At 71.2% G+C, this 25,879-nt stretch carries 24 protein-coding genes and 1 tRNA gene; 12 read left to right on the forward strand and 13 right to left on the reverse strand.

What is annotated here, in order from left to right:
• Positions 1 to 155 precede the first annotated feature (155 nt).
• From GT030_RS20230 to GT030_RS20240, 3 genes are all read left to right on the forward strand, one after another.
• On the forward strand, positions 156 to 1,961 hold the full coding sequence (locus GT030_RS20230; protein WP_161202315.1) for a PQQ-binding-like beta-propeller repeat protein: 1,806 nt from the start codon (positions 156 to 158) through the stop codon (positions 1,959 to 1,961).
• A 60-nt stretch (positions 1,962 to 2,021) separates the two neighbouring features.
• Positions 2,022 to 3,668 carry a PQQ-binding-like beta-propeller repeat protein gene (locus tag GT030_RS20235; protein WP_161202316.1) on the forward strand — a complete coding sequence of 549 codons (1,647 nt, stop codon included), beginning with the start codon at positions 2,022 to 2,024 and terminating at the stop codon, positions 3,666 to 3,668.
• Positions 3,669 to 3,738: 70 nt separating this feature from the next.
• The gene (locus tag GT030_RS20240; RefSeq protein ID WP_030814646.1) at positions 3,739 to 4,431 is read left to right on the forward strand and encodes a LuxR C-terminal-related transcriptional regulator; all 693 of its coding nucleotides are present in this window, start codon (positions 3,739 to 3,741) and stop codon (positions 4,429 to 4,431) included.
• 32 nt (positions 4,432 to 4,463) lie between these two features.
• Here GT030_RS20240 and GT030_RS20245 read toward each other — a convergent pair whose 3' ends face one another.
• Both GT030_RS20245 and GT030_RS20250 read right to left on the reverse strand, forming a co-directional pair.
• Entirely contained in the window at positions 4,464 to 4,802 is a 339-nt protein-coding gene (locus GT030_RS20245; protein WP_161202317.1) for a hypothetical protein, read from the reverse strand.
• Positions 4,803 to 4,823: 21 nt separating this feature from the next.
• On the reverse strand, positions 4,824 to 6,536 hold the full coding sequence (locus tag GT030_RS20250) for a sodium:solute symporter family protein (RefSeq protein WP_086695031.1): 1,713 nt from the start codon (positions 6,534 to 6,536) through the stop codon (positions 4,824 to 4,826).
• Positions 6,537 to 6,703: 167 nt separating this feature from the next.
• Between GT030_RS20250 and galT the strand changes: the two genes are divergently transcribed.
• The 3 genes from galT to galK are packed head-to-tail and all read left to right on the forward strand — an operon-like array spanning position 6,704 to position 9,911.
• Positions 6,704 to 7,789, forward strand: coding sequence for a galactose-1-phosphate uridylyltransferase (galT, locus tag GT030_RS20255; protein ID WP_161202318.1), 1,086 nt, complete (start codon positions 6,704 to 6,706; stop codon positions 7,787 to 7,789).
• Positions 7,786 to 8,748, forward strand: a complete 963-nt coding sequence (galE, locus tag GT030_RS20260) for a UDP-glucose 4-epimerase GalE (RefSeq protein ID WP_086695029.1) — start codon at positions 7,786 to 7,788, stop codon at positions 8,746 to 8,748. The genes galT and galE overlap by 4 nt, the downstream gene beginning before the upstream one ends.
• Complete coding sequence (gene galK / locus GT030_RS20265; protein ID WP_161202319.1) at positions 8,748 to 9,911, forward strand: galactokinase; 1,164 nt, start codon at positions 8,748 to 8,750, stop codon at positions 9,909 to 9,911. The genes galE and galK overlap by 1 nt, the downstream gene beginning before the upstream one ends.
• An 11-nt stretch (positions 9,912 to 9,922) precedes the next feature.
• Here galK and GT030_RS20270 read toward each other — a convergent pair whose 3' ends face one another.
• A complete protein-coding gene (locus GT030_RS20270; RefSeq protein WP_202460332.1) occupies positions 9,923 to 10,378 on the reverse strand; it encodes a GNAT family N-acetyltransferase in 456 nt (151 codons plus the stop codon).
• 230 nt (positions 10,379 to 10,608) lie between these two features.
• On the opposite strand from GT030_RS20270, the gene GT030_RS20275 reads away from it, so the two are divergent.
• A complete protein-coding gene (locus GT030_RS20275; protein ID WP_161202321.1) occupies positions 10,609 to 11,376 on the forward strand; it encodes a response regulator transcription factor in 768 nt (255 codons plus the stop codon).
• Here the strand turns inward: GT030_RS20275 and tamR are convergent.
• The gene (gene tamR / locus GT030_RS20280) at positions 11,335 to 11,832 is read right to left on the reverse strand and encodes a MarR family transcriptional regulator TamR (RefSeq protein ID WP_030814668.1); all 498 of its coding nucleotides are present in this window, start codon (positions 11,830 to 11,832) and stop codon (positions 11,335 to 11,337) included. The two genes, GT030_RS20275 and tamR, sit on opposite strands and share 42 nt — an antisense overlap.
• Positions 11,833 to 11,921: 89 nt before the next feature.
• Between tamR and GT030_RS20285 the strand changes: the two genes are divergently transcribed.
• Positions 11,922 to 12,713 (forward strand): trans-aconitate 2-methyltransferase, encoded by a 792-nt coding sequence (locus tag GT030_RS20285; protein ID WP_161202322.1) that lies wholly within the window; start codon positions 11,922 to 11,924, stop codon positions 12,711 to 12,713.
• Positions 12,714 to 12,716: 3 nt separating this feature from the next.
• Positions 12,717 to 13,148, forward strand: coding sequence for a VOC family protein (locus GT030_RS20290; protein WP_161202323.1), 432 nt, complete (start codon positions 12,717 to 12,719; stop codon positions 13,146 to 13,148).
• Here GT030_RS20290 and GT030_RS20295 read toward each other — a convergent pair.
• Positions 13,078 to 13,755, reverse strand: coding sequence for a TetR/AcrR family transcriptional regulator (locus GT030_RS20295; RefSeq protein ID WP_031184257.1), 678 nt, complete (start codon positions 13,753 to 13,755; stop codon positions 13,078 to 13,080). The two genes, GT030_RS20290 and GT030_RS20295, sit on opposite strands and share 71 nt — an antisense overlap.
• Positions 13,752 to 14,750, reverse strand: coding sequence for an acyl-CoA desaturase (locus GT030_RS20300; protein ID WP_161202324.1), 999 nt, complete (start codon positions 14,748 to 14,750; stop codon positions 13,752 to 13,754). The genes GT030_RS20295 and GT030_RS20300 overlap by 4 nt, the downstream gene beginning before the upstream one ends.
• Positions 14,751 to 15,051: 301 nt before the next feature.
• On the opposite strand from GT030_RS20300, the gene ppc reads away from it, so the two are divergent.
• Positions 15,052 to 17,784, forward strand: coding sequence for a phosphoenolpyruvate carboxylase (gene ppc / locus GT030_RS20305; RefSeq protein ID WP_161202325.1), 2,733 nt, complete (start codon positions 15,052 to 15,054; stop codon positions 17,782 to 17,784).
• A gap of 85 nt (positions 17,785 to 17,869) precedes the next feature.
• Here the strand turns inward: ppc and GT030_RS20310 are convergent, their stop codons facing one another.
• The 7 genes from GT030_RS20310 to GT030_RS20340 form a co-directional block, all read right to left on the reverse strand.
• On the reverse strand, positions 17,870 to 18,358 hold the full coding sequence (locus GT030_RS20310; protein WP_237522573.1) for a hypothetical protein: 489 nt from the start codon (positions 18,356 to 18,358) through the stop codon (positions 17,870 to 17,872).
• Positions 18,359 to 18,423: 65 nt separating this feature from the next.
• The gene (gene pth, locus GT030_RS20315; protein ID WP_161201922.1) at positions 18,424 to 19,020 is read right to left on the reverse strand and encodes an aminoacyl-tRNA hydrolase; all 597 of its coding nucleotides are present in this window, start codon (positions 19,018 to 19,020) and stop codon (positions 18,424 to 18,426) included.
• Between the two features lie 84 nt (positions 19,021 to 19,104).
• Positions 19,105 to 19,701, reverse strand: a complete 597-nt coding sequence (locus GT030_RS20320; RefSeq protein WP_161201921.1) for a 50S ribosomal protein L25/general stress protein Ctc — start codon at positions 19,699 to 19,701, stop codon at positions 19,105 to 19,107.
• A gap of 203 nt (positions 19,702 to 19,904) precedes the next feature.
• On the reverse strand, positions 19,905 to 20,885 hold the full coding sequence (locus GT030_RS20325; RefSeq protein ID WP_086694654.1) for a ribose-phosphate diphosphokinase: 981 nt from the start codon (positions 20,883 to 20,885) through the stop codon (positions 19,905 to 19,907).
• Positions 20,886 to 21,034: 149 nt separating this feature from the next.
• Positions 21,035 to 22,483, reverse strand: coding sequence for a bifunctional UDP-N-acetylglucosamine diphosphorylase/glucosamine-1-phosphate N-acetyltransferase GlmU (gene glmU / locus GT030_RS20330; RefSeq protein WP_161201920.1), 1,449 nt, complete (start codon positions 22,481 to 22,483; stop codon positions 21,035 to 21,037).
• Positions 22,484 to 22,618: 135 nt separating this feature from the next.
• Positions 22,619 to 22,689, reverse strand: a tRNA-Gln gene (locus GT030_RS20335).
• Between the two features lie 11 nt (positions 22,690 to 22,700).
• Positions 22,701 to 23,582: a hypothetical protein gene (locus GT030_RS20340; protein WP_161201919.1), complete on the reverse strand. Its 882-nt coding sequence runs from the start codon at positions 23,580 to 23,582 to the stop codon at positions 22,701 to 22,703.
• A gap of 144 nt (positions 23,583 to 23,726) precedes the next feature.
• Between GT030_RS20340 and GT030_RS20345 the strand changes: the two genes are divergently transcribed.
• Complete coding sequence (locus tag GT030_RS20345; protein ID WP_161201918.1) at positions 23,727 to 25,058, forward strand: histidine kinase; 1,332 nt, start codon at positions 23,727 to 23,729, stop codon at positions 25,056 to 25,058.
• Between the two features lie 177 nt (positions 25,059 to 25,235).
• Positions 25,236 to 25,766, forward strand: a complete 531-nt coding sequence (locus GT030_RS20350; RefSeq protein ID WP_161201917.1) for a calcium-binding protein — start codon at positions 25,236 to 25,238, stop codon at positions 25,764 to 25,766.
• The last annotated feature ends 113 nt before the right edge of the window (positions 25,767 to 25,879 follow it).

Consider the following 25,879-nt stretch of genomic DNA (forward strand, 5'->3'; position numbering starts at 1 on the left):
GGAATCCGGCCATACCGGCAGGTCCGTAACGGCCGCATCACGGGGTGGTTCGTCCTTGGGCACAGGGGTCCGCATGGGCCCCTGTGCTGTCGGCGGTCGGTGATAGAAAGGCGGTTCGTAGGCTAAAAATCAGTGAACGAGGGGGAGCAGCGCTGATGAGCCAGCCGCCGCCCGGTCAGCCGCCGCACGGCGGCTTCGGCCCGCCGCAGAATCAGCCACCGCAGGGCCAGCCACCGCAGGGTCACCCGCCGCAGGGTCAGCCGCCGCAGGGGCAGCCGCCGCAGGGGCAGTCGCAGGAGGGTTTCGGCGCTCCTCAACAGCCGCCGTCACAAGGCGGGTTCGGCGCTCCCCCGCAGCCCGGCTACGGCTACCCCCAGCAGCCCCCCGGCCCGTACGCCCAGCCCGGTCCCTACGGACAGGCTCCCGGCCCCTACGGCCAGACCCCCGGCCCCTACGGGCAGGCCCCCGGCCCCTACGGGCAGGCCCCCTACGGCACCTACCCGCACCCCGGTGCCCCCGGCAAGCCGCCCGGCGGCAAGAAGCGCACCGCGCTGATAACCGGGGCGGTGGCCGTCGCGCTGCTGCTCGTCGGCGGCACCGTGTACGCCGTCACCAGTGGCGGTGGGGACGACGACAAGCCCGTCGCCCACCCCAGTGGCGACACCGGGCACTCCGCCACCGCGTCCCCCTCCGCCGACACCGGCGACGGCAAGGGCGACGGCCGCGCGGACGCCGAGGACCTCAACGCCGGCCGCAAGCCCGGCGAGGCGAAGGTCCTCTGGTACAAGTCCGCCCCCGACGCCCCCGGCAACGGCGCGGACGCGCCCGGCCTCTGGGTCACGGAGAAGACCGCGGTGAAGGCCGCGTACAAGGAGGTCGTCGGCTTCCGCGTCGCGGACGGCACGCCCGCCTGGGCCCCGATCGCCCTGCCGCACGAGGTCTGCGCGGTCACCAAGCGCGCCGGCGCCGACGGCAGGATCGTCGTCGCGTACATGAACGGCACCACCGACCGCGCCAAGTGCAACCAGCTCCAGCAGATCGACCTGGACACCGGCAAGAAGGGCTGGCACGCCCAGGTCGCCGACGGCTCCGCCCTGTTCGACAGCACCCGCAGCATCGAGCTGACGCTGGCCGGCAGGACCCTGATGGTCGGCCGCGACATGTCGGGCACCGCGTACGACGCGGCCACCGGCAAGAAGCTGTACGACCTCAAGAAGTACGGCACGGACTGCTACCCGGCCGGGTACGCCGGTGACGCCGGGCGCCTGGTCCAGGTGGCCTCCTGCGGGGCGGGCGGTGCCAAGGAGCGCGACGAGATCCGCGAACTGGACCCGGCCACCGGCAAGGCGAAGTGGACCCGCGTCGTCACCAAGGGCTGGCGGGCCGAACGCGTCTTCTCCCTGAACCCGCTGGTCGTCTACCTGACCAACCGCGACAAGAAGGCGTGGAACATCTCCACCCTCGACAGCCGGGGCCGTTTCACCTCCGAGGTCAAGGTCGACAAGAAGTTCGCCCCCGGCTGCGGCTTCCTCTCCCTGAACCGCGGCCTGCAGAACTGCCAGGCCGTCGCGGTGGACGCCAAGACCCTGTACCTGCCCACCGAGTCCACCACCGGCGCGAACGAGATCATCGCCATCGGCCTCGCCGACGGCAAGGAGAAGTGGCGGGTGAAGTCCCCGCTCGCCCGCCCGATGGCCCCGGTCGGACTCCAGGGCGGCAACCTCATCGCCTACGCCGACGCGGCCTACACCCAGGGCGGCCGGGTGCTGTCCGTCCCGACCGGCTCCGGCGCGCACCGGCCCACCACGCTGCTCCAGAACCCGGACGGCGCGGCGAAGATCGAGAACGGATTCTTCGACGCCACCACGGTCTGGTCCGGCGGCCGCTTCTTCATCGCCACCAACCGGCTGAGCGGCCAGGACGACTCCGAGGAGAAGCTGATGATGGCCTACGGCAAGTAGCCCACGCCCTCCTCCCCGCCGCGCCCGCCGTCCCCACCAGCCGCTTCGAGGTACCCCACGATGAGCGACCAGCCGCCCTCCGGACCGCCCCAGGACCAGCCGCCCACCCCGCCGACCCCGGCCGTCCCGCCGGCCGGTCCGCAGCCGGCGTACGGCTACCCGCAGGCGTCCCCGCCGCAGCCGCAGTCCGGCTACGGCTATCCCGCCGCACCGCAGCAGCCGGGCTACGGCTACCCCGCCCAGCCGCCCACGGTCGTGGCGGGTGACAACATCCGTGCCAGGGAGAACCGCGCCATCGCGCTGATCGTCCTCGCGGCCGTCGTCGCCATCGGCCTGATCATCGGCTCCGGCGTCTGGTACTCCCGTTCCTCCGACGGAGGCGGCGCAAGCACGCGCGCCGGGGGCGACAAGAACGGCACCGGCACCGCGACCGGCGGCAAGGAGAAGGTGCCGGACAACCCGGCCGCCGACGTCCTGTTCAAGGTCCCGCAGCCCAAGACCGAGGAGAACGTCGTCACCACGCCGGGCTCCTGGCTGAGCACCGGTGTCTACGCCAAGAGCGGCATCGCCGAGATCACCGGTTACGACCCGGCCGACGGCCACAAGAAGTGGACGCTCAAGCTCCCCGGCCCGGTCTGCGCGGCCACCGAGCACGTCACCGCCGACGGCCGTACCGGCATCGTCTACCAGCCCTCGATGCCGACCAGGACCAGCCGCCCCGGCTGCACCCAGGTCGCGGGCATCGACGTCCGGGCCGGCACCAAACTGTGGACCAGGTCGATCGGCACGGGTGAGTTCGCCACCACGTTCCAGAACGTCACCGTCGCCGGGAAGACCGTCGCGGTCGGCGGTCTCGACGGCGGCGCGGCCTACGACATCGGCACCGGCAAGGTGCTCTGGCAGCCCAAGCCCGGTGACGACTGCGACGACGTCGGTTACGGCGGCGGCACCAAGCTGGTCGCGGTCCGCAAGTGCGGCGGGTACGGCAACCGCACCCTCAGCATCCAGAACGTCGACCCCGCCTCGGGCAAGGTGATCTCCGAGTACAAGATGGGCGCCGGCATCGAGTACGCCGGCATCGTCTCCACCGACCCGCTGGTGGTCGGCGCGGACGCCGGGCACAGCGCGAGCGGCGGCAGCGGGGTCTCGGACTACTTCTCCATCGACAGCCGCACCGGCAGGCTGCTGGCCCGTATCCCGGTCTCGGGCGACACCTACGAGGGCGAGTGCGACACCATCACCCTCATCGAGGACTGCAAGGGCGTCGCCGCGGGCCAGGGCAAGCTGTACCTGGCGACCAAGGAGCACAGCGGCAGCGGCAAGAGCAAGCTCAGCCGCACCAACGAGGTCGTCGCCTTCGACCTCGCCACCGGCAAGCAGACCGGGCAGCGCGCCGCGGCCGGCGAGGACTCCACGCTGTTCCCGCTGCGCATGGACGGCGGCAACCTGATCGCGTACAAGAACCCGCCGTACGACAAGGGGGGTCAGATCGTCAGCATCGACGGCGCGAGCTTCAAGTCCACGACGCTGATGGAGCTGCCCGCCGACCAGGCCGACCGCGCCCTGCAGACCGGTCTCCAGCCCGGCTTCTCGGAGTACCGGTACAGCCAGGGCCGGCTGTTCATGGCGGCGCCGAACGCGGCCAAGCCGCTCGGGAACTTCGACAAGGACAAGAACTGCGTGGTGGCCTTCGGCACCCGCGACTGAGCGAAGCCCGCACGGCAGACGCCCCGAGCGTGTAACTTCCGGGACATCGGAGGGACTGGGGGGTTGCTCTATGGGAGTGCGGCTCATGGTCGTCGACGACCACCGCCTGCTGGCGGAGGCGTTGGCGTCGGCGCTGAAGCTGCGCGGGCACCGGGTGCTCGCGGCGGCGGCGCCGGCCGCGGGCGCGGCCGAGCTGGTGATATCGCGCGCCCCCGAGGTGTGCCTGCTGGGCACCGCGGCCCCCGCCGAGCCGGGCGCGTTCGACCCGGTGGCCCGCATCAAGCGGGAGCGCCCGCAGGTGGCCGTCCTGGTCCTCGGCCCGGTCCCGTCCCCGCGCGGCATCGCGGCCGCCTTCGCGGCGGGCGCCGCCGGGTACGTACGGCACGACGAGCGCATCGAGGGGGTCGAGCGGGCCATCCTGAAGGCCCGCGCCGGTGAGGCCGCCGTCGCCCCCCAGCTGCTCCAGGGCGCCTTCGCCGAGTTGCTGAACCCGGCCGTGCAGCCCGACGACGAGGGCCAGCGGCTGCTCAGGCTGCTCACCCCGCGCGAGGTGGAGGTGCTGGTCCGGGTCGCCGACGGCGAGGACACCCGGCTGATCGCGGCCGGCATGGGGATAGCGCCCAGCACCGCCCGTACCCATGTGCAGCGGGTGCTGATGAAGCTGGGCGTCGGCTCCCGGCTGGAGGCGGCCGCCCTCGCGGCCCGCACCGGCCTGCTGGACCGCGCGGGTGCCGCCCCGCACACGACGGAGCCGGAGCTGTAGGCCCACAGCTCCGGCTCCGGCCCGGTCACGCCCTAGTGCACGGGCTCCTCGTCGCCCGCGTCCTCGGCGGGCACCGGCGGCGGGGTGGGCCGCAGCTTCAGCCAGGCCAGGAAGAACACGCCGAGGATCAGCATGCCGATGCCGGTCCACAGGTTGATGTTGACGCCCTCGGCCTTGTCGATCGCGGCCTGGGAGTCGGTGATGCCGGTGATCGTGACGATGATGCCGTACAGCACGAACAGGCCGCCGATGATGCGCCGCAGGTCGAAGATGCGGGCCGCGGTGGCGGACTTGCCCTCCAGCTCGGTGACCTCGCGCTGGACGTCGTGCTCGGTCGCGCCGTGCTCGGGGCGGGGGGATTCGTCGGTCATGGTTTCCTCATCCTCCCGCGATCAGAACGAGAACGGGATGTAGCAGGCGGCGGCCAGGACGACCGCGCCCCAGCCGAGCAGGGCGGGCTTGCGGTACCAGGCGTCGTCGCCCTCGGCGGGTGCCTCGGTCATGCCGGGCGACGTGGTGCCGTAGACCAGGCCCTGGAGTTCCTCGGCCGGCTTGGGCTTGGTGAACAGCGACACCGCGACCATCACGACCGCGCCCGCGACGAAGCCCGCGATGGCGGACACGAAGTTGGCGCCCTGGTCGGAGGGGATCGAGATGATGCCCTCCTTGTAGAACACGAAGTAGTTCACCATCGCGGTCGCGGTACCGGCGAGCAGGCCCCAGAAGCCGGACTTGGCCGAGGCGCGCTTCCAGAACATGCCGACGATGAAGACCACGAACATCGGGACGTTGAAGAAGGAGAACAGCGTCTGGAGGTAGCTCATGATGTTCGAGAACGACGACGCCAGGAAGGCCGTGCCGACCGACGCGGCGACACCGATCACGGTGATCCAGCGGCCGAAGCGGACGTAGTAGGCGTCCTCCTGGCCCGGCTTCACGTAGCGGGCCCAGATGTCGGTGGTGAACACGGTGTTGAAGGACGACACGTTGGCCGCCATGCCCGCCATGAAGGCGGCGAGCAGACCGGTGACCGCGATGCCGAGCACACCGTTGGGCAGCAGCTCCTGCATCAGGTAGGGGATCGCGTCGTTGTACTGGAGCCCGGAGCCGGGCTGGCCGATCTTCGGGACCAGGGCGGCGGCGACCAGACCGGGGATCATCACCAGGAAGACGATGAAGATCTTCGGGTAGGCCGCGATCAGCGGGGTGCGCTTGGAGGCGGAGAGGTTCTTCGCGGACAGCGCGCGCTGCACCTCGGCGAAGTTGGTCGTCCAGTAGCCGAAGGACAGCACGAAGCCGAGACCGAGCACGATGGTCAGCCAGTTGGCGCCCAGCGGGTTGGCGCTGCCGATGCCGGTGCCGCCCCAGGCGGTGGTGAAGTTGTGGCCGTGGGCGGCGTCCAGCTTGTGGGTCAGGCCGTCCCAGCCGCCGGCCTTCTTCAGGCCGAGGATGGTGATCGGGATGAGGGCGGCCAGGATCACGAAGAACTGGAGCACCTCGTTGTAGATCGCCGAGGAGAGACCGCCCAGCGTGATGTAGCCGAGCACGAAGGCGCCCGCCACCACGATGGCCACCCACTGCGGCCAGCCGAGCAGGGCCTCCACCACGATCGCCAGCGCGTACAGGTTCACGCCCGCGATCAGGATGGCGGCGAAGGCGAACAGGATCGAACTGAGCAGGTGGGCGGCCTTGTCGAAGCGCAGCAGCAGGAACTCGGGGACCGAGCGGACCTTGCTGCCGTAGTAGAAGGGCATCATCACCAGGCCGAGGAAGACCATGGCCGGGATGGCGCCGATCCAGTACCAGTGCACGGTGTAGGCGCCGTACTGGGCGCTGTTGGCCGCCATGCCCAGGATCTCGGTGGCCGCCAGGTTCGCCGAGATGAAGGCGAGGCCGGTGATCCAGGCGGGCAGCGAGCGTCCGGAGAGGAAGAAGTCCAGGCTGGTCTTCACCGAGCGGCGGGCCGCGAAGCCGATGCCGAGAACCACGACGAAGTAGATGGCCAGGATCGTGTAGTCGAGCCAGTTGGTGGGGAGCCGTAGCTCCGCCGCCAGATAACTGGGGCCCGCCGCCAGGGGCGCGGGTCCGGTCGGGGGGGTCTGCATGAGAACTCGCTTCGTTGCGCGAACTGATCCAGAGCGGAACCTACGCCGCGGCGTTCATTATTTGAACAGTTCTGTTGGTGATCTTTGTTCGATTGTGATCGGGCGCTCCGTTGTCGGGTTGTGGTTTGTTATGTTTGTTTGTGTTGAGTGAGAGCGAGGAGTCCGGCGTGAAGAAGACCTCGACCCGGCTGGCCGACGGGCGTGAGCTGGTCTACTACGACCTGCGGGACGACACCGTCCGCGAGGCGGTGGACCGGCGGCCGCTGGAGCCCACGGTCACCGCCTCCGAGATCCGCCGGGACCCGCTGCTCGGCGACTCGGTGGCCGTCGCCTCCCACCGCCAGGGCCGCACCTACCACCCCCCGGCCGACGAGTGCCCGCTCTGCCCCAGCCGGGACGGGCGGCTCAGCGAGATCCCGGACGCCGGCTACGACGTGGTCGTGTTCGAGAACCGTTTCCCCTCCCTCGCCGGGGACTCCGGCCGCTGCGAGGTCGTCTGCTTCACCTCCGACCACGACGCGTCCTTCGCCTCCCTCACCGACGAGCAGGCGCGGCTGGTGCTGGAGGCGTGGACCGACCGCACCGCCGAGCTGTCACATCTGCCCTCCGTCAAGCAGGTCTTCTGTTTCGAGAACCGGGGCGCCGAGATCGGGGTGACGCTGGGTCACCCCCACGGCCAGATCTACGCCTACCCGTTCATCACCCCGCGCACCGCGCTGATGCTCCGCTCACTCGCCGACCACAAGGCCGGGGCCGGCGGTGAGAACCTGTTCGACGCCGTCCTGGAACGCGAACTCGCCGGTGACCGGGTCGTCCTGGAGAGTGAACACTGGGCGGCCTTCGTCCCGTTCGCCGCGCACTGGCCCTACGAGGTCCACCTCTACCCCAAGCGCCGGGTGCCCGACCTGCTCGCCCTGGACGAGGCCGCGCGCACAGAGTTTCCCCAGGTCTATCTGGAACTCTTGCGGCGCTTCGACCGGATCTTCGGGCGGCCGGAGGGTGCGGAGGGCGACGAGGCCGTGGCGCCGACGCCGTACATCGCGGCCTGGCACCAGGCGCCGTTCGGCGACCTCCCCGGCTTCGACGGGGTGACGCGGGACGAATTCGCGCTCCACCTGGAGCTTTTCACCATCCGCCGCACTTCCGGCAAGCTGAAGTTCCTCGCGGGTTCCGAGTCCGGCATGAGCGTCTTCATCAACGACGTGCCGCCGGAGCGCGCGGCCGAGCGACTGCGAGAGGTAGCGAGTTCATGAAGTACCTGGTGACGGGTGGCGCGGGTTATGTGGGCAGCGTCGTCGCCCAGCATCTGCTGGAGGCGGGGCACGAGGTCACCGTCCTCGACAATCTCTCCACCGGCTTCCGGGCGGGCGTGCCCGCCGGTGCCGCCTTCGTCGAGGGCGACATCCGCGATGCCGCGAAGTGGCTCGACCCGTCCTACGACGCGGTGCTGCACTTCGCCGCCTTCTCCCAGGTCGGCGAGTCGGTGGTGAAGCCGGAGAAGTACTGGGAGAACAACGTCGGCGGCACCATGGCCCTGCTCGCCGCGATGCGCGAGGCGGGCGTGAACCGGCTGGTCTTCTCCTCCACCGCCGCCACCTACGGCGAGCCCGAGGAGGTCCCGATCCCGGAGTCCGCCCCGACCCGCCCGACCAACCCCTACGGCGCGTCCAAGCTGGCCGTCGACCACATGATCACCAGCGAGGCGCACGCCCACGGCCTGGCCGCCGTCTCCCTGCGCTACTTCAACGTGGCCGGCGCCTACGGCCCGTACGGCGAGCGCCACGACCCCGAGTCCCACCTCATCCCGCTCGTCCTCCAGGTCGCCCAGGGCCGCCGCGAGGCCATCTCCGTCTACGGCGACGACTACCCGACCCCCGACGGCACCTGCGTACGCGACTACATCCACGTCGCCGACCTCGCCGACGCCCATCTGCTCGCCCTCGGCGCCGCGCGCTCCGGCGAGCACCTGATCTGCAACCTCGGCAACGGCAACGGCTTCTCCGTCCGCGAGGTCGTCGAGACCGCCCGTGAGGTCACCGGCCACCCCATCCCCGAGGTCACCGCCCCGCGCCGGGCCGGCGACCCGGCGGTCCTGGTGGCGTCGGCCGAGACCGCACGCGCCACACTGGGGTGGAACCCGTCCCGCGCGGACCTCGCCGGGATCATCGCGGACGCCTGGGAGTTCGCGCGCGACACGCAGAGGGAGCACTAGTGGGGGCACAGCAGGTCCGGGAACGCTTCACCGAGCTGTACGGGGCGGCACCGGAAGGGGTGTGGGCGGCGCCGGGCCGGGTCAACCTGATCGGCGAACACACCGACTACAACGACGGCTTCGTCATGCCGTTCGCACTGCCGCACCAGGTCACCGCCGCCGTCTCCCGCCGCACCGACGGCGTTCTGCGGCTGCACTCGGCCGACATCGAGGGCGAGGTCGTCGAACTGGCCCTGGACGGGCTCGCGCCGGGCACCGACGACGACTGGACCGCGTACCCGGCGGGCGTGGTGTGGGCGCTGCGCGAGGCCGGGCACCCGGTCACCGGCGCCGACGTCCACCTCGCCTCCACCGTGCCGACCGGCGCCGGGCTGTCGTCCTCGGCCGCGCTGGAGGTCGTCATCGCGCTCGCGCTGGACGACCTGTTCGGCCTGGACCTGCCGCGCTGGAAGCTGGCCCGGCTGTGCCAGCGCGCGGAGAACGTCTACGTCGGCGCGCCCACCGGCATCATGGACCAGACCGCGTCGGCGTGCTGCGAGGAGGGCCACGCGCTCTTCCTGGACACCCGCGACCTGTCCCAGCGGCAGATCCCGTTCGACCTGGCCGCCGAGGGCCTGCGTCTGCTGGTGGTCGACACCCGGGTCAAGCACGCCCACAGCGGCGGCGAGTACGGCAAGCGCCGGGCCGGCTGCGAGAAGGGCGCGGCCCTGCTGGGCGTCGACGCCCTGCGCGACGTGGCGTACGACGGGCTGGACGCGGCGCTGGAGCAGCTCGGCTCCGGAGAGGACGCGGCGGAGGTGCGCCGGCTGGTGCGGCACATCGTCACCGAGAACCGGCGCGTCGAGCGGGTGGTGGAGCTGCTGACCACGGGCGACGTCCGGGCCATCGGGCCGGTCCTCACCGAGGGCCACGCCTCGCTGCGCGACGACTTCCGCATCTCCTGCCCGGAGCTGGACCTCGCGGTCGACACCGCGCTGGCCGCCGGCGCGCTCGGCGCCCGGATGACCGGGGGCGGCTTCGGCGGCTCCGCGATCGCGCTGGCCGAGGCGTCCGCGGTGGACACCCTCACCAAGGCGGTGGAGGAGGCGTTCGCGGCGGCCGGCCACACCGCCCCGCGCGTCTTCGAGGCGGTGCCCTCGCCGGGCGCCCGCCGCCTGGGCTGAGCCCGGCGGCCTCAGCCGAGCCGCTTGGTCAGCGTGTACTCCGTGATCCCCGGCGGGTAGTCGGGGATCACGGACACCACGTCGTAGCCGCGGTCCTTGTAGAACGCCGGGGCCTGGAAGTCCCAGGTCTCCACACGGGAGCGCGCGCAGCCCCGGCCGGTGTGCGCGACGCGCTCGGCCTCGTCCAGCAGCCGGGAGCCGAGGCCCGCGCCCCGGTACCGGGCGTCCACCCACAGATACGTGACGTGCAGCCAGCCCGCCCAGGTGTGCCCGACCAGCCCCCCGGCGAGTCCGCCCGCCTCGTCCAGCACCCACACGTGCAGCGGGGTGTGCCGGTCGCCCGGCGAGCCGCGCAGCGCGGCCAGCACCGGGGAGGCCGCCGTGTTGGTGTCCCGCAGCCGGGCGCGCAGCAGATCCCGTCGGTCCTTGTCCACTTCCGTCTCGATCCGAAACATGCGGCACACCATAAACGCGACGGCCGGTCAGTTCCGTCAATCGGCTCCCCCCGGCCAGGAGCCGCCCCTACGCTGAGGGGCCCCAAGAGCGGTTCCCGTGGGGGCGGGTGGCCGATCAGGGGGTGGGACGGGCGGGTACGGGGACCGCGCCGGGGGTAGCAGTTTCCGCGACGGCGGCCGCCACGCCGTTGCCGGGCCGTGGGTGACCCCTGCTCCAAGTGGAGCCTGGGGAAGGGGGTTTCGTGGTTCGCATCCGAGTGCTGGTCGTGGACGACCATCGCATCTTCGCCGAGTCACTGGCGGCGGCGCTGGCCGCCGAGCCCGACGTGGACGTGTCCGCCGCGGGCAGCGGCCCGGCCGCGCTGCGCTGCCTGGAGCGCGCCGCCACCGAGGGCCGCCGCTACGACGTGCTGCTGGTCGACGCCGACCTCGGCCGGGCCCTGCCCGGCGGGCGGGCGGCCGTACCGGTGCAGGCGGGTGACGCGGACGGTCTGGTGGACGGGATCTCGCTGGTCGCCGGGGTGCACTCGGCGCAGGCCGGGGTGCGCACGGTGGTGCTCGCCGAGAAGGACGACCCGCACCGGGCCGCGCTCGCGCTCCAGGCGGGCGCCTCCGGCTGGGTCGCCAAGGACTGCTCGCTGTCCCGGCTGCTCACCGTGATCAGGGGCGTGCTGCGGGGCGAGACGCATCTGCCGGCCGCGCTGCTCACCGGCGTGCTCAAGGAGCTGACGGCGGCGCGCAAGCACCGCAGCGAGAGCGAGCGGCTGGTGGAGTCGCTGACCCCGCGCGAACGGGAAGTGCTGCGCTGCATGGTGGCCGGACTCGGCCGCAAGGCGGTCGCGGAGCGGCTGTTCCTCTCTCCGCACACCGTCCGCACCCATATGCAGAACGTGCTGGGCAAGCTGGGCGTGCACTCCACGCTGGCCGCCGTGGCGCTGGCCCGGCGGGCCGGGGTGGGGCCGGTGGACCTAACCGGGGACGTTGTCGAACGGGGCGGTCAACTGGCGTAGCAGCCCGGCGAGTTCGCCGCGCTGGGCACGGGACAGCTCGCCGAGGATGGCCCGCTCCTGGGCCAGCAGGCCCGCCAGTGCCTCGTCGGCGCGGTCCCGGCCGGTGTCGGTCAGCCGGACCAGCACCCCGCGCCGGTCGCTGGGGTCGGGCAGCCGCTCCACGAGGCCCTTCTTGGCCAGCCGGTCGATGCGGTTGGTCATCGTGCCCGAGGTGACCAGCGTCTGGGTGAGCAACTGGCCGGGGGAGAGCTGGTACGGGGTGCCGGCGCGGCGCAGCGCGGTCAGCACGTCGAACTCCCAGGGCTCCAGCTGGTGCTCGGAGAAGGCGAGCCGTCGGGCGCGGTCCAGGTGCCGGGCCAGCCTGCTCACCCGGCTCAGCACTTCCAGTGGTTCCACGTCGAGGTCAGGGCGCTCCCGGCGCCACGCTGCGACCAGCCGATCGACCTCGTCCTCCATGGAGATCAGTGTAGTGGTTGTGTCGACATGAAGTCTCTTGATGCCGAGTATCTTGACATCGAGATAGCTTCTTCGGGAAGGTGGCTCTCATGACGACGCCCTCCTGGGACCCCGCCCAGTACCTCCGTCACTCCGGCCACCGGCTGCGTCCGTTCGTGGATCTGCTGGCCCGCGTCCCCGGCCTGCCCTCCGGGCGCCCCCGGATCGCCGACCTCGGCTGCGGCCCCGGCAACGCCACCGCGCTGCTCGCCGAACGCTGGCCCGGCGCCCGGATCACCGGGTACGACAACTCGCCCGAGATGCTGGAGCGCGCCCGCGCCGAGCAGCCCGCGCTGGAGTTCGCCCCCGCCGACGCCCGCACCTGGACGCCCGAGGGCCCGCACGACCTGCTGTTCTCCAACGCCACCCTCCAGTGGGTACCGGGCCACCTGAACCGGTTCGCGGACTGGATCGGCGCGCTGAAGCCGGGCGGGGTCCTCGCCTTCCAGGTGCCGGACAACACCGGCGCCCCGCTGCACACCCTGATGCGCGAACTCGCCGCCACACCCCGCTGGGCACCCCGCCTGGCCGGCGTCCTGCGCGCCCCCGACTCCGTGCACGCCCCCGGCGTCTACCTGGACCACCTCGCCCGCCTGGGCTGCGCCACCGACGTCTGGCAGACCACGTACCAGCACGTCCTCCCCGGTGAGGATCCGGTCCTGGACTGGGTCAAGGGCACCGGCCTGCGCCCCGCCCTGACCGCGCTGGCCGACGACCCGGAAGCGAGGGACGCCTTCGTCGGCGAGTACCGCGAGCTGCTCCGCAAGGCGTACCCGGCGGCCCCCTACGGCACGCTCCTGCCCTTCCGCCGCCTGTTCGCGGTGGCGGTGAAGGGGGTCTGAGCCGTGCTGCGCGCGATCGACCACGTGCAGCTCGCGATGCCACCCGGTGCGGAGGACGCGCTGCGCGCCTTCTACGGCGGGGTGCTCGGCATGACGGAGGTACCCAAGCCCCCGGCCCTGGCGGCGCGCGGCGGCTGCTGGTTCCGGGCGGGCGGGGTCCAGATCCACCTGGGCGTCGAGAACGGCTTCCGCCCCGCGCGCAAGGCGCACCCGGGCCTGCTGGTCGCGGACCTCGACGCCTGCGCCGCCCGGCTGGCCGCCCACGGCGTGCCGGTGGAGTGGGACGCCGGGCTGCCCGGCCACCGCCGTTTCTACTCCGCGGACCCGGTCGGCAACCGACTGGAGTTCCTGCGGCCGACGGGCCCTAGCTCTTGCGGTGGCCTATCAGGCGGGGCTTCTGTTCCAGGCCGTCCAGGCCGTGCCAGGCGAGATTGACCAGGTGGGCGGCGACCTCGGCCTTCTTGGGGCGCCGGACGTCCAGCCACCACTGGCCGGTGAGGGCGACCATGCCGACCAGGGCCTGGGCGTAGAGCGGGGCGAGCTTGGAGTCGAAGCCGCGGCTCTTGAACTCGCGGCCCAGGATGTCCTCCACCTGGGTGGCGATGTCGGAGATCAGCGAGGCGAAGGAGCCCGTGGACTGCGGGATGGGGGAGTCGCGGACGAGGATGCGGAAACCGTCCGTGTACTCCTCGATGTAGTCCAGCAGCGCGAACGCGGCCTGCTCGCACAGCTCACGGGGATGGCCGGCGGTCAGCGAACCGGTGACCATGTCGAGCAGGCACCGCATCTCCCGGTCCACCACGACCGCGTACAGCCCCTCCTTGCCGCCGAAGTGCTCGTACACCACCGGCTTGGAGACCCCGGCCTTGGCCGCGATCTCCTCCACCGACGTGCCCTCGAAGCCCTTCGCCGCGAAGAGGGTCCGGCCGATCTCCAGCAACTGCTGGCGGCGCTCCGCACCGGTCATCCGGGTCCGGCGGGTCCGCCGCGTCTTGTCGTTGCTGGAGGTGCTGCTGGAGTCGGTGGCCACGCCGTCAATCATGCCGCTTTCGCGGCAGCCTTCCCGCGCCGGGAGGAACCCTCGTCGTCGGTGCGGCGCGAATCGATGCGCGAGCGGGACGGCCAGCGCACGTCATAGGCCCAGCCGAGCTTCTCGAACCAGCGGATGATCCGGGCCGAGGAGTCGATCTGCCCGCGCTCCACGCCGTGCCGCGCGGAGGTCGGGTCGGCGTGGTGCAGGTTGTGCCAGGACTCGCCGCAGGACAGCACGGCCAGCCACCACACGTTGCCCGAGCGGTCGCGGGACTTGAACGGGCGCTTGCCCACCGCGTGGCAGATCGAGTTGATCGACCACGTCACGTGGTGCAGCAGGGCCACCCGGACGAGCGAACCCCAGAAGAACCCGGTGAAGGCGCCCCACCAGGACATCGTGGCCAGCCCGCCGATCAGCGGGGGCAGCAGCAGCGAGACGGCCGTCCACAGCGCGAACTGCCGGGAGATCGCCCGCATGTCCGGGTCCTTGACCAGGTCCGGCGCGTACTTCTCCTGCGGGGTCTGCTCCTCGTCGAACATCCAGGCGATGTGGGCCCACCACAGGCCCTTCATCAGCGCGGGGAGCGTCTCCCCGAACCGCCACGGCGAGTGGGGGTCGCCCTCGGCGTCGGAGAACTTGTGGTGCCTGCGGTGGTCGGCCACCCAGCGCACGAGGGGCCCCTCCACCGCCATCGACCCCATGATCGCCAGCGCGATCCTGAGCGGCCGCTTCGCCTTGAAGGAGCCGTGGGTGAAGTAGCGGTGGAAGCCGATCGTGATGCCGTGGCACCCCAGGTAGTAGAAGAACACCAGCAGGCCCAGGTCGAGCCAGCTCACCCCCCAGCCCCACACCAGCGGCACGGCCGCCAGCAGGGCCAGGAACGGTACGACGATGAACACCAGGAGCGCGATCTGTTCGATCGAGCGCTTCTGTTCGCCGCCCAGCGTGGCGGTGGCGCCATCGGTGCGGGCTTCGTCGATCACATCGGAACTACTTGAGGTCATGCGCGTCCCCTGTGGGGTCGAGGGCGGGGGTCGAGGGAGTACCGGACAGGTAGGGAACGGACGGGACGTCCCTACGGTTCCGTAACCTACGACGTCGTAAGTATGTCAGCGGTTAGGTCGGCGGCAAGAGCCCGAGACCCTGCGCGTCCGCCGGGCCACCTATCCTTGGAGACGGTCGGACAGCGCGGTCCGCTCTGTTTACTTCCCGGACGTTCCGGCCGGTATGCGGCGTTTTGCCGTGTGATGGATGGGTGTCCGGGTTCCCTCCGGATGAGCTTCAACACCGCAAGGAGCCGCACCTGTGAGCAGTGTCGACGACCAGACCACCACGAACGGCCAGGCGCTGCGCGCCGACATCCGGCGTCTGGGCGATCTCCTGGGCGAGACCCTCGTCCGCCAGGAGGGCCCCGAGCTGCTGGAACTGGTCGAGAAGGTCCGCCGCCTGACCCGCGAGGACGGCGAGGCCGCGGCCGAGCTGCTGCGCGGCACCGAGCTGGAGACCGCCGCCAAGCTGGTGCGCGCCTTCTCCACCTACTTCCACCTCGCCAACGTCACCGAGCAGGTGCACCGCGGCCGCGAGCTGCGCGCCCGCCGGGCCACCGAGGGCGGTCTGCTCTCCCGCACCGCCGACCGGCTCAAGGACGCCGACCCCGAGCACCTGCGGGACACCGTCCGCAACCTCAACGTGCGCCCGGTCTTCACCGCCCACCCCACCGAGGCGGCCCGCCGCTCGGTCCTCAACAAGCTGCGCCGGATCGCGGAACTCCTGGACACCCCCGTCCTCGACTCCGACCGCCGCCGCCACGACGTACGGCTCGCCGAGAACATCGACCTCGTCTGGCAGACCGACGAACTGCGCGTGGTCCGCCCCGAGCCCACCGACGAGGCCCGCAACGCCATCTACTACCTGGACGAGCTGCACGCCGACGCCGTCGGGGACGTCCTGGAGGACCTCACCGCCGAGCTGGAGCGGGTCGGCGTCACCCTGCCGCCCGACACCCGCCCGCTGACCTTCGGCACCTGGATCGGCGGCGACCGCGACGGCAACCCCAACGTCACCCCGCAGGTCACCTGGGACGTGCTGATCCTCCAGCACGAGCACGGCATCAACGACGCGCTGGAGATGATCGACCAGCTCCGCGGCCTGCTCTCCAACTCCATCCGCTACGCGGGTGCCACCCGGGAACTCCTGGACTCCCTGGAAGCCGACATGGAGCGCCTGCCGGAGATCAGCCCCCGCTACAAGCGGCTCAACGCCGAGGAGCCCTACCGGCTCAAGGCCACCGCGATCCGGCAGAAGCTGGAGAACACCAAGCAGCGCCTGGCCCGCAACACCCCGCACGAGGAGGGCCGGGACTACCTCGGCACCGCCGAACTCCTCGCCGACCTGCGGATCATCCAGACCTCCCTGCGCGAGCACCGGGGCGCCCTCTTCGCCGACGGTCGCATCGACCGCGTCATCCGCACCCTGGCCGCCTTCGGCCTCCAGCTCGCCACCATGGACGTCCGCGAGCACGCCGACGCCCACCACCACGCCCTCGGCCAGCTCTTCGACCGGCTCGGCGAGGAGTCCTGGCGCTACGCCGACATGCCGCGCGAGTACCGGGCCAAGCTGCTCGCCAAGGAGCTGCGCTCGCGCCGCCCGCTCGCCCCGAGCCCGGCCCCGGTCGACGCGGCCGCCGCCAAGACCCTCGGCGTCTTCCAGACCGTCAAGCGGGCGCTGGAGGTCTTCGGGCCGGAGGTCGTCGAGTCGTACATCATCTCGATGTGCCAGGGCGCCGACGACGTGTTCGCCGCGACCGTGCTGGCCCGCGAGGCCGGACTGCTCGACCTGCACGCCGGCTGGGCGAAGATCGGCATCGTGCCGCTGCTGGAGACCACCGACGAGCTGAAGGCCGCCGACACCATCCTGGAGGACATGCTCTCCGACCCGTCCTACCGGCGCCTGGTCGCGCTGCGCGGGGACGTCCAGGAGGTCATGCTCGGCTACTCCGACTCCTCCAAGTTCGGCGGCATCACCACCAGCCAGTGGGAGATCCACCGCGCCCAGCGCCGGCTGCGCGACGTCGCCCACCGCTACGGCGTACGGCTGCGTCTCTTCCACGGCCGCGGCGGCACCGTCGGCCGCGGTGGCGGCCCCTCGCACGACGCGATCCTCGCGCAGCCGTGGGGCACCCTGGAGGGCGAGATCAAGGTGACCGAGCAGGGCGAGGTCATCTCCGACAAGTACCTGATCCCCTCCCTCGCGCGGGAGAACCTGGAGCTGACGGTCGCCGCCACCCTCCAGGCGTCCGCCCTGCACACCGCGCCCCGCCAGTCCGACGAGGCGCTCGCCCGCTGGGACGCGGCCATGGACGTCGTCTCCGACGCCGCCCACGCCGCCTACCGCCGGCTCGTCGAGGACCCGGACCTGCCGACCTACTTCCTCGCCTCCACGCCGGTCGACCAGCTCGCCGAGCTGCACCTGGGCTCGCGGCCCTCGCGCCGCCCCGGCTCCGGCGTCTCGCTGGACGGACTGCGTGCCATCCCGTGGGTGTTCGGCTGGACCCAGTCCCGGCAGATCGTCCCCGGCTGGTTCGGCGTCGGCTCCGGGCTGAAGGCCCTGCGCGAGGCCGGTCTGGACACCGTGCTCGGTGAGATGCACGAGCAGTGGCACTTCTTCCGGAACTTCATCTCCAACGTCGAGATGACCCTCGCCAAGACCGACCTGCGCATCGCCCAGCACTACGTGGACACGCTCGTCCCCGACGAGCTGAAGCACGTCTTCGACACCATCAGGGCCGAGCACGAGCTGACCGTCGCCGAGGTGCTGCGCATCACCGGCGAGGACGAACTCCTCGCCGCACAGCCCGAGTTGCGGCAGACCCTGAGCATCCGCGACGCCTACCTGGACCCGATCTCCTACCTCCAGGTGGCCCTGCTCAAGCGCCAGCGCGACGCGGCCGCCGCCGGTGAGGAGCCCGACCCGACCCTGGGCCGCGCCCTCCTGCTCACCGTCAACGGCGTCGCGGCGGGCCTGCGCAACACCGGCTGACCCGCGGCGCGTCACGCGGTGCCCCCGGAGCATGCCGGCTCCGGGGGCACCGGCGTATCAGGACGGCTTTCTCGGGACGGCTTTCTCAGGACAGCACGAAGGCCGCCGTCAGCAGGCCCGCGCCCGCCAGGCCCAGCACCCAGGCCGCCCAGGGCATCCGCATGCCGCCCGCGACCACCACCGAGGCCAGCAGCAGCGCACCGCCGAGCGGCAGCCAGGCCAGCAGGACACCGGAGACACCCGCGCGCACGGCGACGTCCGTACCGGGTTCGAGGACGACGTCGTAGCTGTGCCCCTCGCGCACCACCACCGAACGCTCGATGCGGACGGAGGGCCGCGCGGTGGCGCCGGGCGACAGCGGCTTGAACGTGCCCGCGCAGCGCTCCGGCAGACAGTCCGTCACCGTCAGCGTGCCGCGCTCACGCCCCTTGGGCAGCATCGCGTGCTGCGCGGTCCCCCAGGACCCCCAGGCCCCGGCGAACACGATCAGCGCGGCGAACACCCCCGCGACCACGACCCGGCCCACCCGGACGACGGACCCGGAACGGGCGGAACTGGCGGAGGCAGCAGGCATGGCCGGGATCATTGGCCATACCCCTACGGCGGGTCAACTCCAAGGTGCCGCCGACCTCCCGGACGCTACGAGTTGTACGCCGACTGAGCCCGCTCCAGCCCCTCCGTGACCAGGCACTCCACCGCGTCCGCCGCGCGGTCCACGAAGTAGTCCAGTTCCTTGCGCTCGGCGGAGGCGAAGTCCTTCAGGACGAAGTCCGCCACCTGCATCCGGCCCGGCGGACGGCCGATGCCGAAGCGGACGCGGTGGTAGTCGGGGCCCATCGCCTTCGTCATCGACTTCAGGCCGTTGTGCCCGTTGTCGCCGCCGCCCAGCTTCAGCCGCAGCGCGCCGTACTCGATGTCCAGCTCGTCGTGCACCGCCACCACCTGGGAGAGCGGCACCTTGTAGAAGTCCCGCAGCGCGTTCACCGGACCGCCCGACAGGTTCATGTACGACATCGGCTTGGCCAGGATCACCCGTCGGTTCGCCGGACCCACCGGACCGATCCGGCCCTCCAGCACCTGCGCCTGCGCCTTGCCGGCACGCTTGAACTTCCCGCCGATCCGCTCCGCGAGCAGATCCACCGCCATGAAACCGACGTTGTGCCGGTTCATCGCGTACTCCGGCCCCGGATTACCGAGCCCGACCACCAGCCAAGGGGCGTTCGCGGGGGTACTCAACGACCCATCTCTCCTCGATATGCGCCAGCCGCCGCCCCCGGAAGACGGGGACGACGGCTGACGGATGACTCAAGCCGGTACGGCTCAGGCCTCGGCGGACTCTTCGCCCTCGACGGCCTCTTCCTCGGCCGGCTCCTCGACCTGCGCGGCCAGGACCTGGAGGACGACGGCGTCGCCCTCGACGGCCAGGGAGACACCCTTGGGGAGCTCGATGTCCTTGGCGTGGACGGAGGCACCGGCCTCCAGGCCCTCGACGGAGACCGTCACGGACTCGGGGATGTGGGTGGCCTCGGCCTCGACCGGCAGCGCGTTCAGCACGTGCTCGAGCAGGTTGCCGCCCGGGGCCAGCTCGCCCTCGGCGACGACCGGGATCTCGACGGTGACCTTCTCGCCACGCTTGACCAGCAGCAGGTCGACGTGCTCCAGGAAGCCCTTCAGCGGGTCGCGCTGCACGGACTTCGGGATCGCCAGCTCGTTGGTCTTGCCGTCGATGTCCAGGGCGATCAGGACGTTCGGCGTACGCAGCGCCAGCAGCAGCTCGTGGCCCGGCAGGGTCAGGTGCAGCGGCTCGGAACCGTGACCGTAAAGGACACCGGGGACCTTGTTGTCACGGCGGATGCGACGGGCGGCACCCTTGCCGAACTCGGTGCGGGACTCGGCGGCGAGCTTGACCTCGGACATACGGATCACTCCTCGTACAGGTAGATGGGACGTGGTCACCCGGCCACGAACGGCCTGCTACGAAGAGCGCGTCGATAACGGACAACCGGCACCCGTGAAACACGAGCGCGGCCTCCCTCGCCGAGCAACTGTCGCAGTCTACTCGGCAAGGGGGCCGCGCCCAAAAGGATCTTCCGCCGCCCCTCAGAGGGCCTGCAGAAACCTCACTGCTCGTCGAAGAGGCTGGTCACCGAGCCGTCCTCGAACACCTCACGCACCGCGCTGGCGATCGTCCCGGCGATCGACAGCACCGTGATCTTGTCCAGATCCGCCGCCAGCTCACCCGGCGTCGGCAGCGTGTCGGTGAACACGAACTCGCTCACCCGCGAGTTCTTCAGCCGGTCCGCCGCCGGACCCGACAGCACACCGTGCGTCGCCGTCACGATGACGTCCTCGGCCCCGTGCGCGAACAGCGCGTCCGCGGCCGCGCAGATCGTGCCACCGGTGTCGATCATGTCGTCGACCAGGACACAGATACGGCCCTCGACGTCACCCACGACCTCGTGCACCGTGACCTGGTTCGCCACGTCCTTGTCCCGGCGCTTGTGCACGATCGCCAGCGGCGCGCCCAGCCGGTCGCACCAGCGGTCGGCCACCCGCACCCGGCCCGCGTCCGGGGAGACCACGGTCAGCTTCGACCGGTCCACCTTCGCGCCCACGTAGTCCGCCAGTAGCGGCAGCGCGAACAGGTGGTCCACCGGACCGTCGAAGAAGCCCTGGATCTGGTCCGTGTGCAGATCCACGGTCAGGATGCGGTCCGCACCCGCCGTCTTCATCAGGTCCGCGATCAGACGCGCCGAGATCGGCTCACGGCCACGGTGCTTCTTGTCCTGCCGGGCGTACCCGTAGAACGGCACGATCACCGTGATGGAGCGCGCCGACGCCCGCTTCAGCGCGTCGATCATGATCAACTGCTCCATGATCCACTTGTTGATCGGCGCCGTGTGGCTCTGGATCAGGAAACAGTCCGCTCCACGCGCCGACTCCTGATAACGCACATAGATCTCACCGTTGGCGAAGTCGAACGCCTTCGTCGGGACGACCCCCACGCCGAGCTTGTGAGCGACCTCCTCGGCAAGTTCGGGGTGGGCGCGGCCGGAGAAGAACATCATCTTCTTCTCGCCGGTCGTCTTGATCCCGGTCACAGCACTGTCTCCTCAGAGGTTCTCAGCCAGCCGCCGGCCAAGCGACCTCTCGACGGGGCACGAGAGGACCGAATCGGCTGGTAGGGGTGCGGTTGTGCACTTATCACGGTACGCCGTGTTTGACGCGGCCGTTTCCGGCGAGCCCTCCCTCAGCCCTCGTCCACGCCCGGCCGGGACGCCGCCTCCGCCGCCTTAGCGGCCGCGCTCCCCGGACGCTTACGAGCCACCCAGCCCTCGATATTCCGCTGCTGACCACGGGCCACGGCCAGCGCACCGGGCGGCACATCCTTCGTGATCACGGACCCCGCGCCGGTGTACGCGCCGTCCCCGACCGTGACAGGAGCCACAAACATGTTGTCCGAACCGGTCTTGCAATGCGACCCCACCGTCGTGTGGTGCTTGCTCTCACCGTCGTAGTTCACGAACACACTCGCCGCGCCGATGTTCGTGAAATCACCGATCGTCGCGTCCCCCACGTACGACAGGTGCGGAACCTTCGTCCCCTCACCGATCGACGCGTTCTTCGTCTCCACGTACGTACCGACCTTCGACCGCACACCCAGCCGCGTACCGGGCCGCAGATACGCGTACGGACCCACCGACGCGCCCTCGCCGACCACCGCGCCGTCCGCCACCGTGTTGTCCACGCGCGCGCCCGCGCCCACCACCGTGTCGTTCAGACGGCTGTTCGGGCCGACCTCCGCGCCCTCCTCGATCCGCGTCGCACCGGTGAGCTGCGTACCCGGGTGCACCACCGCGTCCCGGCCGAAGCCGACCGTCACGTCCACCCACGTCGTCGCCGGGTCCACCACGGTCACGCCGTCCAGCATCGCGGCCGTCAGCAGACGGTCGTTCAGCGTCCGGCGGGCCTCCGAGAGCTGCACCCGGTTGTTGATCCCGGCGATCTCCCGGTGGTCACCCGCCACCGACGCCCCCACCCGGTGCCCGGCCGCCCGCAGGATGCCCAGCACATCGGTCAGGTACTCCTCGCCCTGGCTGTTGTCGGTGCGCACCTGCTTCAGCGCCTCCGCCAGCAGCCGGCCGTCGAACGCGAACACACCGCTGTTGATCTCAGCGATCGCCCGCTGCTCGTCGGTCGCGTCCTTGTGCTCCACGATCGCGGTCACCGCGCCGCTCGCGCCGTCCCGCACGATCCGGCCGTAACCGGTCGCGTCCGGGACCTCGGCGGTCAGCACGGTCACGGCGTTGCCGTCCGCCTGGTGCGTGCCGGTGAGCGCCGCCAGGGTGTCCGCGGTCAGCAGGGGGGTGTCGCCGCAGACCACCACGACGGTGCCGTCCACCGGGCCGCCCAGCTCCTCCAGCGCCATGCGCACCGCGTGCCCGGTGCCGTTCTGCTGCTCCTGCACGGCCGTGCGGACCCCGGGGTCGATCTCGGCGAGGTGCGCGGCGACCTGCTCACGGGCGTGGCCGACGACGACCACCAGCTCGGCGGGGTCCAGCTCACGGGAGGCGGCCAGCACATGACCGACCAGGGAGCGGCCGCAGATCTGGTGCAGGACCTTCGGTGTGGCCGACTTCATACGGGTGCCCTCACCCGCTGCGAGAACGACGACGGCTGCCGGGCGAATGGCGCTCACGGAGTTGCCTTTCGGCTCTGGGAAGAGGTGGTGACTGGCGGCAGAATACCGGGGGGCTTTTTGGCGGACATGAGAGCGGGTCCCGCCGGGGGTTGTACCGGTCGGGACCCGAACCTTGAAGCTGACTGCTGTGAGCTCCCGGAGAAGGATTCGAACCCTCATTCAACGGACCAAAACCGTTTGTCCTGCCCTTAGACGATCCGGGATAAATGGCGAGCTATGTCCGATTTGATTGATCGGCTTCGCGCGCGGCCTCCACTATGCCGTACCAGGCGCCCTCGATGCGACGGTACAAGTCTGCGCTTTTCAGGACTTTGATCACGAGGCAACCCCGGTAGGCGTCGCCCGTGTTCCGCCGGACAGTCTTCGGGTTGTGCTTCTTGAGGGACGTCTTGTTGAAGGCGGCGCGGTCCGCGTCGACCACCTCGGCCCAGAACCGCTCGGCGCCGGGCACATCCGCGGTCTCGTGGATCATCACCGTGAAGCGCAGCCGCTCGCGCTCCACGCCCAGCAGGTCGAGCCAGGCGAGGAAGGTCGCGATCATGCCGGGGTCGCTGTTGACGAACGTGACGTTCTCGCGGCGGTCGTACGGCTTGTCCTTGGCCCCCTCCGCCCAGTAGAGGCCGACGCCGACCAGGAACAGCTCGCGCTCCGACAGTGCGCCGACCCACCGCCGCGCCTCGTCCTTGGTCCGTCGGCGCTCCTCGTCGCGGATGCGCAGCTTCTCCTCCCATCCCTTCCTGGAGATGGCCGCGGCCTCTTCGGGCGACCGCTTCCGTTCCGGCTTCGGCAGGTCCCTCACCCGCAGGGAGACCGAACTGCGCGAGCAGCCCAGTGCCGCCTCGATCTGGTCGTAGGTGCAGCCCTGGCGGCGGAGTTCCCGTGCCTGCTCCCGGAGGTCGTCCTTGGCGTTGGGGCGCTTGGTCCACTCCGGGGCCGGTTCGCCGTGGACGAGCCGGTTGAGGAGGTCGTTGTTGTGGATTTTCAGGTGGTCGCGGATCTGGCGGAGGCTCATGCCCTCACGGCGGAGGGCGACGGCCCGGGCGCGGAGGCTTTCGAAGTCGGCGTACTTGGAGGTTTTGCCTGGTGAATGTGCCATTTGCATATCGTCCGGGCGGAATGTGGGCCTCCGGGGACCCGTACGGCGGAGTTCAGCAGTTCGAGTGACGGAGGGGTCCGTGGTCCGGGTGGGTAGGGGAAAGTCACCGGAAATGCCGCCGGAGGCGCCCTTAGGCTGGAGGGCATGACCACGACGGGGGAAGACCACACCAGGGCGCCGACCGGCCCGTGGTGGTGGGAGAGACGGCGCGGTGCGGTGCTGGATGTCGGCCTGGGGCTGGCGTCGGCGGTGGAGTGCGGCGCGGAGGGTGTGCCGTTCGCGCGGGACGCGGGCGTGCCGCTGTGGCTCGGTGTCGTGTTCGGGCTGCTGGCGGGTTCGGTGCTGCTGGTGCGCCGGAAGTGGCCGGTCGCGGTGGTGTTGGTGGCGATCGCGGTGACGCCCGCCCAGATGGGCTTCCTGATGGGCATCGTCGGCCTGTACACGCTGGCGGCGTGCGAGCTGCCGCGCCGGGTGATCGTGGCGCTGGCGGGCATGTCGCTGGTGGGCACGATGATCGTGACGTTCGTGCGGGTGCGCCAGGACATGGCGCGCGGGGATCTGACGCTGGGCGACTGGTTCGTGCCGTTCGCCGCGGTGACCACCTCGCTGGGCCTGACGGCGCCTCCGCTGCTGCTGGGGCTGTACGTGGGGGCCCGGCGCCGGCTGATGGAGAGCCTGCGGGAGCGGGCGGACAGCCTGGAGCGGGAGCTGCAGTTGCTCGCGGAGCGGGCGGAGGAGCGCGCGGAGTGGGCGCGGAGCGAGGAGCGCACGCGGATCGCGCGGGAGATGCACGACGTGGTGGCGCACCGGGTGAGTCTGATGGTGGTGCACGCGGCGGCGTTGCAGGCGGTGGCCCGCAAGGACCCGGAGAAGGCGGTGCGCAACGCGGCGCTGGTGGGGGACATGGGCCGGCAGGCGCTGACCGAGTTGCGGGAGATGCTCGGGGTGCTGCGGTCGGGGGATTCCGGGGAGGCGGTGCGGCGGCGCGTGGAGCCGGAGCCGGTTCCGGTGCCGTTGGCCGCGGTGGGGGCTGCGGCGGCGGAGGCGGCGTCGAAGGCGGCGGCCGAGGTGGTCGTGGTGGACGGGCCGTGTCTGTCGGAGCTGGAGGAGCTGGTGGGGCAGTCGGCGGCGGCCGGGATGGTGGTGGCGCTGTCGGTGGAGGGTGAGCTGCGGTCGTATCCGGCGGAGGTGGAGCAGACCGCGTACCGGGTGGTGCAGGAGGCGTTGACGAACGTGCACAAGCACGCGGCGGGTGCGAAGACGTATGTGCGGCTGGCTCATCGGGGGGCGGAGCTCGCGATGCAGGTGGAGAACGATTCGCCGCCGGAGCCGGGCTCGGCGTCGGCGGGTCTGCCGTCGGGCGGGAACGGTCTGCTGGGGATGCGGGAGCGGGTCGTGGCGCTGGGCGGTGTGTTCGTGTCGGGGCCGACGGATGCCGGGGGTTTCCGGGTGTCGGCGGTGATTCCGGCCGCGTAGGGGCCGCGTTCGGCGGTGGCCGCTCATGTCGTGTTCGCCGTCCAATCCTCGGTACGTGCTGAATCCACCCATGGGATGAACGTGGCCGCCGTGCGGCATGCGGGGGGCTTCGGGGGCGCAGTGTGTCGGTGCGTGCCGAGGGGTTCGGGGCGAGTCGACGAAGGGGTCTGGTCAGCCATGCGTGCTGAGGCCATCGACCGGGTGACGCTGGTGTTCTCGCTGTTCGACGTGCAGGGCAACGGTCATCTGGGCTCGGAGGACTTCGAGCTGATGGCGTCGCGGGTGACGGCGGCGGCGGAGGGTTCGGGGGAGGGTGCGCGGGCGCGGATGGCGGCGGCGTTCCAGCGGTACTGGGAGACGCTGGAGGGGGAGCTGGACGCGAACGGGGACGGGCGGGTCACGCTGGAGGAGTACCGGGCGTGTGTGCTGGCGCCGGAGCGGTTCGCGGGGACGGTGCGGGAGTTCGCGGAGGCGCTGGCGGCGCTGGGTGATCCGGACGGGGACGGGGCGATCGAGCGGCCGCTGTTCACGGCGTTGATGCGGGCGATCGGTTTCGCGGGCCCGAACATCGACGCGCTGTTCGACGCGTTCGGCCCGGACGGGGAGGACCGGATCGCGGTGGCGACCTGGGTGGCGGGGATCGAGGACTTCTACGCGCCGGACAAGGCGGGGATTGCGGGGGACCACCTGGTGGGCGCGGTGGTCTGAGGCGGGGCGGGTCGGGGAGAGGGGCGGTCCGGGGGTGGGGCGGCGCGGGTGGTGATGGCGTACAAGTGCCATCTGCTGGACGGGGCGCTGGACGACTGGGTGCGGCGGGCGGC

It is taken from the genome of Streptomyces sp. SID1328 (genome assembly GCF_009865595.1).
GTDB lineage: Bacteria > Actinomycetota > Actinomycetes > Streptomycetales > Streptomycetaceae > Streptomyces > Streptomyces griseoluteus.

What these genes read in the sequence shown, in the direction of transcription:
- GT030_RS20285 (WP_161202322.1), top strand. Translation starts at nt 11,922, where the DNA reads ATGACGACGCCCTCCTGGGACCCCGCCCAGTACCTCCGTCACTCCGGC.
- GT030_RS20295 (WP_031184257.1), bottom strand. Translation starts at nt 13,755, where the DNA reads ATGATTGACGGCGTGGCCACCGACTCCAGCAGCACCTCCAGCAACGAC.
- GT030_RS20245 (WP_161202317.1), bottom strand. Translation starts at nt 4,802, where the DNA reads ATGACCGACGAATCCCCCCGCCCCGAGCACGGCGCGACCGAGCACGAC.
- tamR (WP_030814668.1), bottom strand. Translation starts at nt 11,832, where the DNA reads ATGGAGGACGAGGTCGATCGGCTGGTCGCAGCGTGGCGCCGGGAGCGC.
- galE (WP_086695029.1), top strand. Translation starts at nt 7,786, where the DNA reads ATGAAGTACCTGGTGACGGGTGGCGCGGGTTATGTGGGCAGCGTCGTC.
- GT030_RS20345 (WP_161201918.1), top strand. Translation starts at nt 23,727, where the DNA reads ATGACCACGACGGGGGAAGACCACACCAGGGCGCCGACCGGCCCGTGG.
- GT030_RS20340 (WP_161201919.1), bottom strand. Translation starts at nt 23,582, where the DNA reads ATGGCACATTCACCAGGCAAAACCTCCAAGTACGCCGACTTCGAAAGC.
- GT030_RS20235 (WP_161202316.1), top strand. Translation starts at nt 2,022, where the DNA reads ATGAGCGACCAGCCGCCCTCCGGACCGCCCCAGGACCAGCCGCCCACC.
- GT030_RS20300 (WP_161202324.1), bottom strand. Translation starts at nt 14,750, where the DNA reads ATGACCTCAAGTAGTTCCGATGTGATCGACGAAGCCCGCACCGATGGC.
- GT030_RS20310 (WP_237522573.1), bottom strand. Translation starts at nt 18,358, where the DNA reads ATGCCTGCTGCCTCCGCCAGTTCCGCCCGTTCCGGGTCCGTCGTCCGG.
- GT030_RS20320 (WP_161201921.1), bottom strand. Translation starts at nt 19,701, where the DNA reads ATGTCCGAGGTCAAGCTCGCCGCCGAGTCCCGCACCGAGTTCGGCAAG.
- GT030_RS20230 (WP_161202315.1), top strand. Translation starts at nt 156, where the DNA reads ATGAGCCAGCCGCCGCCCGGTCAGCCGCCGCACGGCGGCTTCGGCCCG.
- GT030_RS20250 (WP_086695031.1), bottom strand. Translation starts at nt 6,536, where the DNA reads ATGCAGACCCCCCCGACCGGACCCGCGCCCCTGGCGGCGGGCCCCAGT.
- GT030_RS20350 (WP_161201917.1), top strand. Translation starts at nt 25,236, where the DNA reads ATGCGTGCTGAGGCCATCGACCGGGTGACGCTGGTGTTCTCGCTGTTC.
- GT030_RS20270 (WP_202460332.1), bottom strand. Translation starts at nt 10,378, where the DNA reads ATGGTGTGCCGCATGTTTCGGATCGAGACGGAAGTGGACAAGGACCGA.
- GT030_RS20240 (WP_030814646.1), top strand. Translation starts at nt 3,739, where the DNA reads ATGGGAGTGCGGCTCATGGTCGTCGACGACCACCGCCTGCTGGCGGAG.